Origin of the sequence: Collinsella sp. LCP19S3_A7 (assembly GCF_052121995.1) — a bacterium.
Taxonomy (GTDB): domain Bacteria; phylum Actinomycetota; class Coriobacteriia; order Coriobacteriales; family Coriobacteriaceae; genus Collinsella.
Genome location: NZ_JBQKDE010000001.1, coordinates 222,268 through 237,631 on the forward strand (window position 1 = coordinate 222,268; position 15,364 = coordinate 237,631).

Here is a 15,364-nt window from a genome sequence, read left to right on the forward strand (position 1 = left end):
TTTGCAATGGCAAAACAGCTGCCAAAGCGCGACCTTGAGAACGTGGGCCTGGGCGTCACGGGCGCGTGCGTAGCGCTCGTGACGCTTGTCGTTGCCGCGCTCATCTTTATGGTCGCCCAAAAGGGCCTCTCGGCTTTTCTCAAGGACGGCGTTTCGGTCGTCGAGTTCTTTACCGGCACCAAGTGGGACCTGGCCAACACGGCCGAAAACGGCCTGCCCTATACCGGAGCCCTGCCCCTGATCGTCACCTCGTTTGCGGTCATGGTGCTCTCCACGCTTATCGCGCTGCCCATCGCCATCGGCTCTGCTATCTTTGCGGTCGAGATTAGCCCTAAGTTTGGCTCCAAGGTGTTTCAGCCGCTTATTGAGCTTTTGACCGGCATTCCCTCGGTCGTCTTTGGCCTGGTCGGCTTTCACGTGGTCGTCGGTCTTATGAAGAGCGTTTTCCACGTGAGCACGGGCCTGGGCATCTTGCCCGGCGCCATTGTGCTGGCCGTCATGATCTTGCCGACGATGACCACCCTTTCGGTCGATGGCCTGCGTGCCGTGCCCGATAGCTACCGTCAGGGTTCGCTCGCGCTGGGCTACACCCGCTGGCAGACCATCTGGCACGTGGTACTCAAATCCGCCATGCCGTCGCTCATGACCGCGGTCATCCTTGGCATGACCCGCGCCTTTGGCGAGACGCTCGCCGTGCGCATGGTTATCGGCGGCATCGAGGCCATGCCGACGTCGCTGCTGTCGCCGGCCTCCACCATCACCACCACGCTCACCACGTCTATGGCGGTCTATGCCGAGGGCTCGGCCCAAGACGACGTCCTGTGGGCGCTCGGTCTGCTGCTGATGGGCATGAGCCTCATCTTTATCCTGATCATTCACCTTATCGGCCGCAAGGGGGCGAAGGCTCGTGGCTAGCACGCGCATTCATATCGACGAGGCGAGACTCGGGCGCGTCCAAAAGCAGGACCGTATCGCCACGGGCGTGCTGACGGCAATCGTCGCCATCGTCATGCTCATCGTCGTCTCCATGGTGGCCTATATTCTGTTCGAGGGCATCTCGACGCTGTTCCAGCCGGGATTTCTCACGCAGCCCGCGCGCGCCAACGGAACCCAGGGCGGCGTGCTCTACCAGCTGTTCGACTCGTTCTATCTGCTGCTGATCACCCTAGGTATCTCGGTGCCCATCAGCTTGGGCGGCGCGGTTTTCCTGGTTGAGTACGCGCCGGACGGCCCCATCCGCGACATCGCCTCCACCGCCATCGAGACGCTGTCCTCGCTGCCTTCCATCGTCGTCGGCATGTTCGGCTTTCTGGTGTTCTCGGTGCAGCTGGGCTGGAAGTACTCCATCATCTCCGGCGCCGTCGCGCTCACCATGTTCAACATCCCCATCCTGGTGCGCGTGATCCAGCAGGCGCTCGAGGACGTGCCGCAGGCCCAGCGCGATGCGTGCCTGGCCATGGGCCTCACCCGCTGGGAGGCCACGCTGCACATCCTGATCCCCGAGGCCATGCCCGCCATCGTGACCGGTATCGTGCTTTCGGCCGGCCGCGTGTTTGGCGAGGCCGCGGCGCTGCTCTTTACCTCGGGCATGAGCTCGCCGGTGCGTCTGAACTTCTTGAACTTTAACCTGTCGAGTCCCACCTGTGCCTGGAACGTGTTCCGCCCCGGTGAGTCGCTCGCCGTGCACATCTATAAGATCTATGGCGAGGGCAGCCCCGAGGCACAGCAGATTGTTTGGGGCACCGCGGCACTGCTGATGATCTGCGTGCTGCTGTTTAACGTAGTCGCCCGTATCGTGGGCAAACAACTGGCAAGGAGGATGACGGCCGAATGAGCGAGATAAATGCAACGCCCGCAACCGAGGCGGCCGCGTCCGAGACCCAGGACTTTATGTCGAGCGTGGGGGAGAGCGAGAAGCGCGTGCGCGTAAGCGGCAAAGCGGTGAGCGACGAGGTCGTGCTTTCCACCAAGGACGTCAACGTTTACTATGGCGACCACCATGCGCTGCACGATACGTCGCTCGACTTTCACAAGGGCGAGATCACGGCGCTCATCGGGCCTTCGGGCTGCGGTAAGTCGACCTTTTTGCGCAGCCTCAACCTTATGAATCGCGAGATTCGCGGCTGCCGCGTGGAGGGCGAGATCAACTACCGCGGGCGCAACGTGAACACCAAGACCGAGAACACCTACGAGCTGCGTCGCTCCATTGGCATGGTGTTTCAGCAGCCCAACCCTTTCCGCAAGTCCATTCGCGACAACATCACGTTTGCGCCCAAACGCCACGGCATTACTGACCGCGACGAGCTCGATCGCATGGTCGAGGAAAGCCTGCGCGGCGCGGCGCTGTGGGACGAGGTCAAGGACAAGCTCGACAAGAGCGCCTACGCGCTTTCGGGCGGCCAGCAGCAACGCCTGTGCATTGCGCGCACGCTGGCGCTCAATCCCGACGTGATTCTGTTTGACGAGCCCTGCTCGGCGCTCGACCCCATCTCGACGCTGGCAATCGAGGACCTGATGTCATCGATTGTTGCCGACCGCGCCATCGTCATCGTGACGCACAACATGGAGCAGGCGTCGCGCGTGTCCAACCGCACGGCGTTTTTCTACATGGGCGATATGGTCGAGTACGACGAGACCGACGAGATTTTCCAACGCCCTAAGGATAAGCGGCTGAATGATTACCTCACCGGCATGTTCTCCTAGTCCGGGACATGCTTGAGGCCCGCGGCGGCCATGGTTGCCGCGGGACTGATTGGAGAGGCGGGTCATCTCTTACGGGAGATGGCCCGCCTTTTTGCTCTGCGACCGAAACGACCACCACAAAGGGGACAGGCACCTTCGTGGTGGTTTGGGGTGGGGCTCGCTGCTATCATGGACAGCGTTGAATTTCTACGAAGGAGCAGGGCATATGGCGATTCTTTTGGGATGCGATTCCGTCAGCCTAGAGTTTCCCACCAAGCATATTTTCGATAGCGTGACGCTTGGCGTGGACGAGGGCGACCGCATTGGCATCGTCGGTAAAAACGGCGACGGCAAGTCGACGCTGCTGAGTGTGCTCGCCGGTACGCTGGACCCCGACGACGGCCGCGTGACGCATCGCCGCGACACGACGATTGGTTTGCTCGGCCAAAAGGACAACCTGGTCGATACCGACACCGTGCATCATGCCGTCGTCGGCGACACGCCCGAGTACGAATGGGCGTCGAGCCCGCGTACGCGCCAGATCCTGGCCGGCCTTATTAGCGATGTGCCCTGGGAGGGCACGGTGGGCGAGCTTTCGGGCGGTCAGCGCCGCCGCGTGGACCTCGCGCGCCTGCTGATCGGCGACTACGATGTGCTCATGCTCGACGAGCCCACCAACCACCTGGACATGCGCACCATCAACTGGCTCGCGCGCCACTTAAAGGCCCGCTGGCAGCGCGGCCAGGGCGCCATGCTCGTGGTCACGCACGACCGTTGGTTCTTGGACGAGGTCTGCACCAGCATGTGGGAGGTCCACGATGGCCAGGTCGACCCCTTCGAGGGCGGCTACTCCGCATATATCCTGCAGCGCGTAGAGCGCGACCGCATGGCCGCCGTTACCGAGGAGCGCCGTCGCAACATGGCGCGCAAGGAGCTCGCATGGCTGAGCCGCGGCGCACAGGCGCGCTCCACCAAGCCCAAGTTTCGTGTGGAGGCCGCCCGCGAGCTCATCGCCGACGTACCGCCCGTGCGCGACGAGCTGGAGCTCAAGCGCCTGGCGGTGAGTCGCCTGGGCAAGCAGGTTATCGACGTGGTCGACGTGGACGCCGGCTATGCCGATACCGACGGCGCGCCCAAGCAAGTGCTCTCCGACGTGACCTGGCTCATTGGTGCGGGCGACCGCTATGGTCTTTTGGGCGAGAACGGCGCCGGCAAGTCCACACTGCTCGATGTGATTCAGGGCAAGATCGCGCCCCTGCGCGGCCGCGTGAAGATTGGCCAGACGGTGCGCTTTGGCGTGCTGTCGCAGCAGCTCGAGGAGCTCGAGCCCTACATGGGCGACACGATCCGCGAGGTGCTCAGCAACTACAAGAAGTACTACGTTATCGATGGCAAGGAGACCTCGCCCGAGAAGCTCTGCGAGCGTCTGGGCTTTACGACGCAGCAGCTCTGGAGTCGTATCGGCGATCTTTCGGGCGGACAGCGCCGCCGCCTGTCGCTGCTGCTGACGATCCTGGACGAGCCCAATGTGCTCATCCTGGACGAGCCCGGCAACGACCTGGATACCGACATGCTGGCGATTGTCGAGGACCTGCTCGATGGTTGGCCCGGCACGTTGATTCTGGTAACGCATGACCGCTTTTTGATGGAGCGCGTGACCGACCAGCAGTGGGCGCTGCTCGATGGTCACCTGACGCATATGCCCGGCGGTGTCGACCAGTACCTGCGCCTGTGCAATGCCACCGCCGAGGGCGAGCCCGTGGGTGCGCCGAGCGCCAAGACCGGCACGTTTGACACCGGTGCCGCGGCAGCTGCGGCCGAAAAGCCCGGGGCGAGCGGTCAGCCCAATGGCCTTTCCAATGCCGAGCGCCAGAAGCTCCGCCGCGAGGTGAGCTCGCTCGAGCGCAAGATGGAGACGCAGCGCGCTCGCGTGGAGGAGGCCGAGGCCGCGATGGCGCAGGTCGACCCCACCAACTACACGGCGCTGGGCGAGCAGCAGGCAAAGATCGACGAGGCTCACGCCGCTATGGATGAGCTGGAGATGGCGTGGCTCGAGGCGAGCGAGAAGCTCGAGGGCGAGGAGTAGACGAGGATGATCAAAGCCGCGTTTTTCGATATCGACGGCACGCTACTGAGCTTTAAGACGCACCGGATTCCGGCGTCGGCGCAGCAAGTGCTCGACAGCTTTCACGAGCAGGGGATTGCGTGCGTGATCGCCACGGGCCGCCCGACCTACCAGATGCCGGATTGGCTGTTCGACTTGGGCTGGGATGCGTACATTACGCTTTCGGGCCAGCACTGTTTTGATGCCGAGGGCGTTTACCGCAGCTGCCCGATTGATCCGGACGACGTTGCGGTGATTGTGGACCAGGTGGCGCAGGGGCGCTACGACTCACTGTGCATGCAGGGCGAGAACTCGTTTGTGAACCGCCTGTCCGAGCGCGTGGTGACGGCCGGCAACAACGCGGGAATCGTCTACCACGAGGAGCCGTTTGAGCACGCCTTCGATGCGCCGGTTTACCAGTTCTGCGCCTTTGTGGATCCTGCCGACGAGCATATCGTGACCGATGCCGTGTCGCATTCGCTCACCACGCGCTGGTGCGACCTGTTCTGCGACATTATTCCGGCAGACGGCGGCAAGGACCTGGGTGTGGCGGCGACGCTGGAGCGCCTGGGCATCGACGCGAGCGAGGCGATCGCCTTTGGCGATGGCGAGAACGACCTGTCGATGTTTGCCGCCGTGGGCACGAGCGTGGCCATGGGCAACGCGCAAGACACGGTAAAGGCTGCGGCGAGCTACGTGACGACCGCCGTGGACGACGACGGAATTTACAACGCCGCAAAGCACTTTGGGCTGCTATAGCTGCGGCCCGGCACTTGGGGACGTTCCTTTTCTGCCGGCAGTTGGGGACGCCCCTTGCGCGTTGTGTGCCGCGTCGCCCGGCCGGACAGCCACGCATGCTACAGGTTCTTGACACCCATCGCGCGCATGGCGTTCAGGATGGCGATGATCGCCACGCCTACGTCGCCGAACACGGCGAGCCACATGTTGGCAATGCCCAGTGCCGCAAGTACCAGAATCAGCAACTTAATGCCCAGTGCAAAGATGATGTTCTGCCAAACAATCGTCATGGTCTTGCGAGCCACGCGGATCGCGCGGGAAATGTTGGACGGTTTGTCGTCCATGAGTACAACGTCCGCTGCCTCGATTGCGGCGTCGGAGCCCATGGCGCCCATGGCAATGCCCACATCGGCACGGGTGAGCACGGGCGCATCGTTGATACCGTCGCCCACAAAGGCGAGCTTGCCCTTGCCCGATTCGGTCGCCAGCAATGCCTCGACGCGCTCGACCTTGTCACCTGGCAGAAGCTGCGCGTGGAACTCATCGACTCCCAGCTGATTGGCCACGGCGGCGGCCACTTCCTCGCGGTCTCCCGTGAGCATGACGGTGCGCTTGACGCCGGCGGCGTGCAGCTCGCGAATCGTTTGCTCGGCATCGGCCTTGACGGTGTCGGCAATTACGATGTGACCGGCATAGACGTCATCGACCAGCACATGGAGGATAGTGCCGACGACCTCACAGTCCGGTGTTTCAACGCCGGACGCGGCGAGCATCTTGGCATTGCCGACGACGACGTGCCTGCCGTCGATGTTCGCCGTCACGCCATGGCCCGCGTCGTTGGTGGAGTCGCATACACGCTTGGGGTCGAGTTCGCCCTGGAAGGCGGCGCGCACCGACTGCGCGATGGGGTGGTCGGAGAACGACTCGGCGAGGGCTGCGACTTCAAGCAGCGATTGCTCGGTATAGCCGTCCTCGGGGTGCACCGCGACGACCGAGAACGTGCCGTTGGTGAGCGTGCCGGTTTTGTCGAAGACGACGGTATCCACATCGGCGAGCGCCTCGAGGTAGTTGGAGCCCTTGATGAGAACTCCCAGCTTGGACGCGCCGCCGATGCCGCCAAAGAAGCTCAGCGGCACGCTAATCACGAGTGCGCACGGGCAGCTGACGACGAGGAAGGTCAGGCCGCGCAGGATCCAATCGGACCAAGCACCGGTCACCAGGCCGCCGCCGAGCGCGAGCACCGCGGCCGCGCCGGTGACGGCGGGCGTGTAGACGCGGGCGAACCGTGTGATGAAGTTTTCGGTGCGCGCCTTCTTTTCGCTGGCGTTTTCCACAAGCTCCAGGACGCGCGCGACGGTGGACTCGCCAAAGGGTTTGGTGGTGCGCACGCGGATAAGACCCGTCATGTTGATGCAGCCGCTGATGATATCGTCGCCGGTCTTGGCGGTACGGGGGACCGACTCGCCGGTGAGGGCGGCGGTGTCGAGCTGGGTTACGCCCTCGACGATAACGCCGTCGATGGGCACGCGCTCGCCGGGCTTGATGACAATGACGGTGCCGACGGCGATGTCATCGGGAAAGACCTGCTCGAGCGTGCCGTCAGCCTGCTCAACGTTGGCGTAATCGGGCGCGATGTCCATCATGGCGCTGATCGACTTGCGGCTCTTGCCCACGGCGTATGCCTGGAACAGCTCGCCGACCTGGTAGAACAGCATAACGGCGGCGCCTTCGGCCATGTGCGGGTCGGTATCGGGGAAGAGCACCGTGGCAAACGCGCCGATGGTCGCGACGGCCATGAGGAAGCTCTCGTCGAATGCCTTGCCGCGGCGGATGTTATTGAATGCCTTTTGGAGCACGTCGTAGCCGGCAATCAAAAACGGCACGAGGAACAGCACAAAGCTGGCGTAGATGTTGCCTGGGGTGCCGAATGCGGCGGTGAGGGCGCCGAGCTCATCGAGGGCGTACACCACGACAAAAATACCCAGCGCTACCAGGATGCGGTTGCGTTTATGCTCGAGTGACTCTTTTTTCTTGCGCTTCTTCTTTTTCTTCTTGGGGTCGGCGGTGGCCATGACTCGTATCCTCCCATTTGAATGTATGAACACCCACTCATATAACATCGCGACAAAGGCCGCGACAAGCGCGGCCTTGCAGGTTGGCGTAAACCTGGGCTAGAGAATGATCTCGCAGTCCGGCTCAGCGTCGGCGGTGAACTCCACGACGCGATCAAGGACCTCGTCGAACTCAGCGTCGTCGGCTTCGAGCGTCAGCTTCTGAGTCATAAAGTTGACCGAAACGGACTTGACGCCCTCGAGCTTGGCGAGTTCGTCCTGAAGCTTACGCGCGCAGTTGGCGCAGTCGATCTCGTCGAGTTTGAACTGCTTTTTCATGATGGGTTCCTTTCCCTGTATTTGCGGCTTGGGTGCAGACCGCGCTGGTACCGTGGTTGGTCGCTATTCGCAGATGTGGCTCATGCCTTGGTTGAGCATGGTGTAGACATGATCGTCGGCGAGCGAGTAGAGGATATTGCGCCCGTCGCGCCGGAATTTAACCAGGTGCGACTGTTTGAGCGTGCGCAGCTGGTGCGACACCGCGGACTGCGAAGTCGCAGTCGCTTCGGCGATGTCTGCCACGCAGAGCTCGCGGCCCATGAGAGCGTAGAGGATCTTGATACGCGTGGTGTCGCTGAAAACCTTGAACAAGTCGGCAAGGTCGTACAGCAGCTCCTCGTCGGGAAGGTCCTCGGGCGAGCAAGTGGTGGGGATGTCGGACACGATGGCGGTGTCGATGTCGGTCCTTATTTCATCGGCGTGTTCGCTCATTGCAATATCCTTTCATATGAACATGTGCTCATATAACTTACTTCCGAGTATATGAGCGCATGTTCATATGTCAATATAATTTGCGAAATTTTTTGCTGTCGATTGGCCCCAGAGGCGGCTAAGGGCATTGTGGACGCGGTTAAGGCCGCCGATGCCAACGTGGGTACCCTAGCGACGTGCAAAAACGGGAGTTTTCAGCATCGACGAGGGGTTATTTATTGCATGATACGGCGTCGTTTGCCGCCACAGGGCTTTACTGGAGTGCAAATGGCAATAGATATTCCCCAGCTGTTGCCTAACTTACATCGAAAACAGCGGCTTCGGTGCAAAATGGGGCAATTCGGCCGCCCTCGGATACTCGGCTCTGCTGAAAACTCCCGTTTTCGCACGTCGCCGGGGTACCCACCCTGTCAGTCCGCCTCTGTTCTGGCCCCGTACACCCTGCCTTCGGGTGTGGAGGTGCTTGTTTGGGCGAACTCCGGGCAATCCAGCTCGATGACTTGCATGTCGTCGATGGCCGGGACATTGTTGATCGTCGGGTCGTCCAGCGAGATGCCCTCGAGCACTGCGCGCTCGAGCTCAAGTGCATTACCCTGCGCTGCGTCTTGACGGAGGAGCTCCTCAATACGCTTCTTTTCCTCGATAAATCTCCTGAGCACAAATTGTCGCAGCTCTTCTTGCTTGATTGCGAAATCTTTGGGCAGGCGCGATGGGCGAATGCCCTCCTTTCGCTGGATTGCCTCCATAACCCTGGCGAAGGCGCTGGCGTGCATAAAGGAATAGCGACTGACGGTAATGATTCCGTAGCCCATGGACGCCAGCGCGTTCTTGCGCTCTTCGTCAATGGCGCGGTCTTCTTCGGCATCGTGCTGAAATCCGTTGTACTCGATGTCGGTTCGGGACCGCTTGAGATATGCATCCATATAGAACTTTTCGCGCCGCGTGAGATTCTTTGCAGCAGCTGTGACCTTTACTTCGTAGTCGGTCTCGATCTCGCTAATGCCAAGACCGCCCTCGCGCCTGGGTAGCGTGAGCATCATGACAAACGCCGTTTCCATCGGCGATCGGCATCCGTCCCGCACGCATTGGATGGCTTTTCGGGCAAGTTCGAGGCCCTTGCAGTCGATGAGGGAGTTAAAGAAATGTTTAAGGCTCGAAGTCGAGGTGAGCGCGAAGCGCTCGGTATAGGATGTCGAGGCATCGTGCCCAAGGGAATAGGCTCCACACAGTTCGAAGTAGTACTCCACAAGTTCTCGAAAGGGAAGATAGGTTGCGGCCTGAAGCGCACAGAGTTCGACGCCGACAATATAGATGTCGTCGGCAAGCTTGATAAAGCGCGAGCCCGCGAATCGCTTGGATGATACGTGGCACTTGCAGCCCGTCATGCTGCGCACGTTTGCGCGCTCGAACACCGTTGTATCGAGCGGGGCATCGTTATCCAGAGCGACGTTGTGCCTGGCGAGCCAGTCGGCGGCAGAGTCGAGCAGCTCCTTGCTGGGGCGCGCCCCGTAGATCTTGGCAGGGCTGCAGGGCTCGGTGCCAATTACGGATACCGAGTATGCGGCTTGGTAGACCGCTTTTGCCGTGTTATGTGAAAGCACGATACTCATACAGATAGCATGGCAGACCAGGCGGCGGGGCTCGCAATGAACGCCAAGGCAAAATGGCGCGGCATAACAAAAGCTGTCCAAGCGCTTGACGCCAATGATGGAGAAAGATGCTATTTGGAGCATTGTCGCAGCTCGCTGGCTACGCAGACCTCCACAACTGATGCTGATCAGCATCGTTTTGATGCAAAGGCGGCGTCAACAAAAATGTGCAATTTGGCTTGAACATGCGCAGATGAAGTTCTTGGTTATGCGGCGGCTAGACATCGGGGGCTGGAGGGCCGCGTTGCACGGCGCGAAAAACGGGCCGATATCCGCTTGGACATCGGCCCGTTTTTGCGTCGCTTGAGGGGGGCGCCTCGGCGTGTCGCTTTTGCGCGGGGCGCTATGGTCCGGCAAGTATTGCTCGCGAATGGCGTCTCTGCTTGGCAATCTACTTGGCAAACAGGTTCTTGAGGTTGAACTCGGCCTGCACCGTGCGGAGCATGAGGTCGGTGTCGTCGAGGCCCAGGTGCTGCTCGTTGGCGTCGGGCGCGAGGGTGCCGCGACGGCGTGCCCAGTTCTCGAGCGCGGCGGGTGCGGACTCGCGGGGGAGCGAGCGCACGTCGGCGTCCAGGCTGCGGCAGATCTGGCGCGAGTCGATGACGATAATCTTGCCGGCTCGGCGCGCCTCGGCATAGCCGTCCAGATGGATCTTGAACCAGCTGTCCTCAAAGGCGGCGTTGTGCGCCATGTACGGGTATTTCTTCATGAGCTTGAGCAGCTGCTTTTGCAGCTCCTTGTTCTCGCGGAAGGGCGTTTTGCCGTCGATGTCGTCCCAGGTGATGTGATGGATATTCGACAGCGGCACATCTTCGCCGCGGTAGATATCGGGCAGGCCGCAGTAGTGTGCCTCGGCGTCGTGCGGGACGGCGTCGCTGGTGAGCTCCATGATCTCCCAGCCCACGTTGATGATGTAGCCGCGCTCGGGTGCACGGCCGGTGGTCTCGATGTCGATGCCGAGCACCGTGCCCTGGATGGGCTTGCGGGCGTACGCCACGCCGAGCGCATCGCGGTCGCCGCGGATCTCGCGCATGACGGACGCGGCGGTGCGCTTTTGCATCTTGCCGATGGCGGCGCAGGTATCGGCGTCGGACAGGCCGCGCGAAAGCGTCACGGGCGTCACGTTGCGCAGGCGTGCCTCGCCAATCTGGTCGCATAGGTCGCGGTTGCGGTCGGCCAGGTCGCGCACGGTGGCAAAGTCGAAGCCAGGGTCGCCCTCGGCGGTAAAGTACTCGGTCTCGAGCACCTTGAGGGCCTCTTCGCCTTTTTGACGCTCGGATTCCATGGCGGCGTGATCGCCATAGATGAACATGGGGATAAACGGCTGGCGCTCGTATTCGAGTGCTTGCGAAACGTTCATATACTGCTCCTTGGACGGGCCGCGTCGTGCGGCTCGGGGTCATTGAGATGTGGCGAGATGATAGTTTACCACAGGCAACTATTGGCATCACGCCTAGGACAACTACAATACCCTAGTTGACCGCTAGGACTTTTACAATGCTGCCGAAAGACACGAAAGGTTCCATCCGTCATGGATTTGCTGATTGATATTTTGCTCGACGCCGGCAAGGACACGCTCTCGCTGGTGCCGTTCTTGTTGGTGACATATCTGGCCCTCGAGACGCTGGAGCATGTGGCGGGCGATCGCGTCAACGGCGCCATCAAGCGTGCCGGCGCCGCTGGCCCCGTGGTTGGCTCGTTGCTGGGCATGGTGCCGCAGTGTGGCTTTTCGGCGATGGCGGCAACGCTGTACGCCGGTCGCGTCGTGACGTTGGGCACCCTGGTGGCGGTGTTTCTCTCGACCTCCGACGAGATGCTGCCACTGCTGCTTGCCGAGCAGGTTCCCGTGCAGACTATGGCGATGCTTTTGGCTTCGAAGGCGCTGATCGCGCTGGTCACGGGCTTTATCGTAGATGCCGCCATTCGCGGCCTGCGTCGCAACGCCCGTGCTCATGCGGCGATCCGCCGTACCGTGTTGGGAACCGCTGCCAATCCGGCGCACGTTAACTGCGCGCATGACGATCACAGCGGCGGTGACATCATCGACGAGGTGGCCGAGGCGGGCGTGAGCGCCGACCACATCCATGAGCTGTGCGAGCGCGATCATTGCGGTTGTGATGAAGACGAGGACGAGCGTGACCACGGACATGGCCACGACCACGGACACGAGGGCGAGCACGAACACCACCACGGTCACTCCCACTCACACATAGGCGCGCCTGTCCTGTCGATTATCCGCAGCGCGATTTCGCACACCGTGCAGGTTTCGGTATTCATTTTCCTGGTGACGCTGATTCTGGTCGCCGTGCTCGAGACCTTTGGCGAGTCCGCGATCGAGCAGTTCCTGCGCGGCAACGAGACGCTCGCCGTCCTGGGTTCGGCGCTTGTCGGCCTCATTCCCAACTGCTCGGCGAGCGTGGTCATTACGCAGCTGTATCTGGAAGGCGCGCTGCAGCTGGCACCGATGCTCGCCGGCACGCTCATTTCTGCCGGCGTGGGTTACCTGGTACTGTTCCGCACCAACCGCAGCGCCCGCGAAAACGCCGTGTTCCTGGTCATGATGTACGTCATCGGCGCCGGCTGGGGTCTTATCCTTTCCGCCTTTGGCCTCTAAGTAGATGTTTGAGGTATCCCCTAAAAACAGGGGCATGCCTCAAGCATCTACCGCCATGACCGGCGTTGGATGCGCGCCAATCGCCAAAACAAAAAGGTAGATTTTTAGGCATGTCCCAAAAATCTACCTTGGTTAGCGCAGCAGGTCGGTGAGGTTGCGCTTAAAGCGGGCGCGGTCTTCGCTGGTGAAGGCTGCCGGTCCACGGGTGCGACCGCCGGCGCGGCGCACCTTCTTTTCTTCGTGACGAATAAACAGCTGCATATCGATGGTGGCTTTGTCGTACACGCGCCCGCGCACGCCGATGGCGGCGGCATCGCGACCGAGCACCATGCTGGCCAGGCCAATGTCCTGTGTCACGACCACATCGCCTGCCTGCAGACGCTCGATAATGGCAAAGTCGGCGCTATCGGCGCCTACGCTCACGTCGAGCGTTGTGACCCAAAAGCCACGTCGCGCGTGCTCGGCATCGCGTGGGTCGTCACGGCGAATGTGCCGCTCCAGGTTTTGTGTGCTGTTGCCGGCGACAACCACGGCAACACCCGCCCGTCGCGCGCAGTCGATCGACTCACGCGTGACCGGGCAGGCGTCGGCATCAATAAACAGCGTTCGCGGCATCTAGTGCACCAGCTTGCCAAAGCGGATAGCGCGAATAACCAGCGTCACGCCAAACACCAGGAGTGCAGCGCCGGTAAAGATGACGAGCATCTTTGCCGACCACAGCGGATAGATGAACACGAACACGCCGGCGATGATGGAGAGCGCGCCGCTCAGGATGGCGAGGGCGCGGTTGGAAGAAAGCTCGGACTCCAGAATCGACATGATGCCCTCGACAATCCAGCCAAAGCCGGCCACGACCACCACAAGCGTGCTGAGCGTCGCGGTCGAAAGCGCCTGGTTGCGCAGGATCACCACGCCGCCCAAGATGATGAGCAGGTTGGCGAGGATGCTCGTGACGCGCCAGCCGGCGGGCAGCAGCGGCTCAAAAATGGCGGTGAACAGCCTGACGCCAGCCGTGATCACAAAGTAGAAGCCCAGTACGGTCGTCAAAAAGACGAGGGTCTTAGCGGGTGCAAACAGCAGCGCGATGCCGGCGATGAGTGCGATGACACCCGTGGCGGCGTAGATCCAGCGCACGGCTTTAATCGCCTTGCCTGCCATGCTTTTCTCGTCAAATCCAAACAGACTCGATTGCTGGTCGTCATTCTTAAAGATGCCCATGAGGCCTCCTTTCTGTGCGGCGTAAGCCGCGATCGTTACAACCAGTATCGCCTAAAGGTACTGGTATATGGGTTGGGAAGGGCGAAACGTAACCCAAAGGCCCCGATTTGTTTCCGTTGTTCCCCACGTCGCGATTTTCTATTCAACAGGTGTAGAACATTGCAGCTCTGTTCGTTATTGCCTGCGTTTTAGGTTAGATTTTCCTAAGAACAATTGGCTTTTTGGGGGTCCCTATGAACGAAGCAGTTCCCGTGGTGCCGTCGAGCGCCGAGTCGATGGCAAAGCAAGGTTGCGAAAAGCTTGGCCTGGATGCGTTTGATGCGCTGGTCCGTCGCGCCCGCACATGCCGCCGTTTTGACGAGTCCATGCGCGTGCCGCGCGAGTTTTTGCTCGAGCTGGCAGAGCTGGCGCACCTGGTCCCCTGTGGCGCCAATGCTCAGCGCTTGCGTTTTCATGTGGTGAGCGGTGCCGAGGACTGCGCTCGCGTGTTTGACGAGCTTGCATGGGCCGGGGCGCTCAAGGACTGGCCGGGTCCTGTCGAGGGCGAGCGTCCGACCGGCTACATTGCAATTCTTGCCGAGCGCACCGTTCCCGGCAAGTCCGCCGCGCCTATCACCGAGGTCGACACGGGCATCGCGGCTCAGACGATGATGCTCGCCGCGCGCAGCGCAACGCCCGAGGTGGCGGCTTGCATGTTCAAGGCCTTTACGCCCCGCGCGATCGATGCGATGGGGCTCGACGGCGACAAGTACGAGCTCAAGCTGATCATGGCCTTTGGCGTGCCGGCCGAGACCCAGGTTATCGACGCGATCGATTCCAACCCCGACGGTTCTATTAATTACTGGCGCGACGAGGCGCAGGTGCATCACGTGCCCAAGCGTCCGCTTGCCGACGTGCTGGTGTAGTTGCGTCGTTGCGGCGCGATCCGGCGGCAAACCACCACAAAGGTGCCTGTCCCCTTTGTGGTGGTGCGAGGGGAGGGCGTGTGTCCGATCTGTATTTGGTTCGGCATGGGCAGACCGAGCTTAACGTGCAGAACATTTTGCAGGGCTGGCAAGACTCGCCGCTCACGGAGCGCGGGCGCGAGCAGGCACTGGCGACGCGCGCGGCGTTTGAGGCGCGCGGCATCTCCTTTGACCACGCGTATTCGTCTCCGTTGGGTCGGGCGCGCCACACGGCCGAGCTGATCGTTGGCGAGGATTTTCCCATAGAGCCGGTCGATGATTTGCGCGAGTGGCGCCTGGGCACGCTGGAGGGCACATCAAATCGCGATATGCCGCCGCAGCCCTGGGGCGATTATCCGGTGGCCTTTGATGGCGAGTCGGAAGGCGAGCTTCGGGCGCGCATGGTCGCGGCGCTGTCCCGTATTATGGCCCGACCGCAGCACGATCGTGTGCTTGCGGTCTCTCATGGCTCTGCCTGCCAGGAGTTTCTTAGATGCGTGACCGGCGGGGGAGAGCAGCCCGACAACGGTGCCGTGCTTCATTTTGGCTATTGCGACGGGGCGTTTTCGCTCCTTGATTGGTAACGAACGAAA

General features: G+C 61.5%; 15 protein-coding genes. 8 read left to right on the forward strand and 7 right to left on the reverse strand.

Annotated elements, in window-relative coordinates; all coding sequences use genetic code 11:
* The first annotated feature begins 6 nt into the window (after nucleotides 1-6).
* The 5 genes from pstC to ACTQV3_RS00935 all read left to right on the forward strand — a co-directional run bounded on the left by pstC (nucleotide 7) and on the right by ACTQV3_RS00935 (nucleotide 5,545).
* Nucleotides 7-915: a phosphate ABC transporter permease subunit PstC gene (gene pstC / locus ACTQV3_RS00915; protein ID WP_427719566.1), complete on the forward strand. Its 909-nt coding sequence runs from the start codon at nucleotides 7-9 to the stop codon at nucleotides 913-915.
* Entirely contained in the window at nucleotides 908-1,834 is a 927-nt protein-coding gene (pstA, locus tag ACTQV3_RS00920; protein WP_441068380.1) for a phosphate ABC transporter permease PstA, read from the forward strand. Before pstC ends, pstA begins: the two co-directional genes overlap by 8 nt.
* Nucleotides 1,831-2,703, forward strand: a complete 873-nt coding sequence (gene pstB / locus ACTQV3_RS00925) for a phosphate ABC transporter ATP-binding protein PstB (RefSeq protein WP_441068378.1) — start codon at nucleotides 1,831-1,833, stop codon at nucleotides 2,701-2,703. The genes pstA and pstB overlap by 4 nt, the downstream gene beginning before the upstream one ends.
* A 205-nt stretch (nucleotides 2,704-2,908) precedes the next feature.
* Nucleotides 2,909-4,768, forward strand: coding sequence for an ABC-F family ATP-binding cassette domain-containing protein (locus ACTQV3_RS00930; protein ID WP_441068376.1), 1,860 nt, complete (start codon nucleotides 2,909-2,911; stop codon nucleotides 4,766-4,768).
* A 6-nt stretch (nucleotides 4,769-4,774) separates the two neighbouring features.
* Nucleotides 4,775-5,545, forward strand: a complete 771-nt coding sequence (locus ACTQV3_RS00935) for a Cof-type HAD-IIB family hydrolase (RefSeq protein ID WP_441068374.1) — start codon at nucleotides 4,775-4,777, stop codon at nucleotides 5,543-5,545.
* A gap of 98 nt (nucleotides 5,546-5,643) precedes the next feature.
* Here the strand turns inward: ACTQV3_RS00935 and ACTQV3_RS00940 are convergent, their stop codons facing one another.
* The 5 genes from ACTQV3_RS00940 to ACTQV3_RS00960 form a co-directional block, all read right to left on the reverse strand.
* Complete coding sequence (locus ACTQV3_RS00940; protein ID WP_441068372.1) at nucleotides 5,644-7,596, reverse strand: heavy metal translocating P-type ATPase; 1,953 nt, start codon at nucleotides 7,594-7,596, stop codon at nucleotides 5,644-5,646.
* A gap of 99 nt (nucleotides 7,597-7,695) precedes the next feature.
* Nucleotides 7,696-7,914, reverse strand: a complete 219-nt coding sequence (locus tag ACTQV3_RS00945; protein WP_195363207.1) for a cation transporter — start codon at nucleotides 7,912-7,914, stop codon at nucleotides 7,696-7,698.
* Between the two features lie 63 nt (nucleotides 7,915-7,977).
* Complete coding sequence (locus ACTQV3_RS00950) at nucleotides 7,978-8,346, reverse strand: ArsR/SmtB family transcription factor (RefSeq protein WP_441068370.1); 369 nt, start codon at nucleotides 8,344-8,346, stop codon at nucleotides 7,978-7,980.
* A gap of 410 nt (nucleotides 8,347-8,756) precedes the next feature.
* Complete coding sequence (locus ACTQV3_RS00955; protein WP_441068368.1) at nucleotides 8,757-9,947, reverse strand: hypothetical protein; 1,191 nt, start codon at nucleotides 9,945-9,947, stop codon at nucleotides 8,757-8,759.
* Between the two features lie 439 nt (nucleotides 9,948-10,386).
* Nucleotides 10,387-11,355: a 3'-5' exonuclease gene (locus tag ACTQV3_RS00960; protein ID WP_427719557.1), complete on the reverse strand. Its 969-nt coding sequence runs from the start codon at nucleotides 11,353-11,355 to the stop codon at nucleotides 10,387-10,389.
* A gap of 171 nt (nucleotides 11,356-11,526) precedes the next feature.
* Here ACTQV3_RS00960 and ACTQV3_RS00965 point away from each other — a divergent pair, with 171 nt between their 5' ends.
* Entirely contained in the window at nucleotides 11,527-12,609 is a 1,083-nt protein-coding gene (locus ACTQV3_RS00965; RefSeq protein WP_441068366.1) for a putative manganese transporter, read from the forward strand.
* A gap of 132 nt (nucleotides 12,610-12,741) precedes the next feature.
* Here ACTQV3_RS00965 and ACTQV3_RS00970 read toward each other — a convergent pair whose 3' ends face one another.
* Complete coding sequence (locus ACTQV3_RS00970) at nucleotides 12,742-13,224, reverse strand: YaiI/YqxD family protein (protein WP_154515742.1); 483 nt, start codon at nucleotides 13,222-13,224, stop codon at nucleotides 12,742-12,744.
* A complete protein-coding gene (locus tag ACTQV3_RS00975; RefSeq protein ID WP_118099399.1) occupies nucleotides 13,225-13,827 on the reverse strand; it encodes an HdeD family acid-resistance protein in 603 nt (200 codons plus the stop codon). It abuts the gene before it with no gap.
* Between the two features lie 233 nt (nucleotides 13,828-14,060).
* On the opposite strand from ACTQV3_RS00975, the gene ACTQV3_RS00980 reads away from it, so the two are divergent.
* A complete protein-coding gene (locus ACTQV3_RS00980) occupies nucleotides 14,061-14,732 on the forward strand; it encodes a nitroreductase family protein (protein ID WP_441068364.1) in 672 nt (223 codons plus the stop codon).
* Between the two features lie 80 nt (nucleotides 14,733-14,812).
* The gene (locus ACTQV3_RS00985) at nucleotides 14,813-15,355 is read left to right on the forward strand and encodes a histidine phosphatase family protein (protein WP_441068362.1); all 543 of its coding nucleotides are present in this window, start codon (nucleotides 14,813-14,815) and stop codon (nucleotides 15,353-15,355) included.
* Nucleotides 15,356-15,364 lie beyond the last annotated feature (9 nt).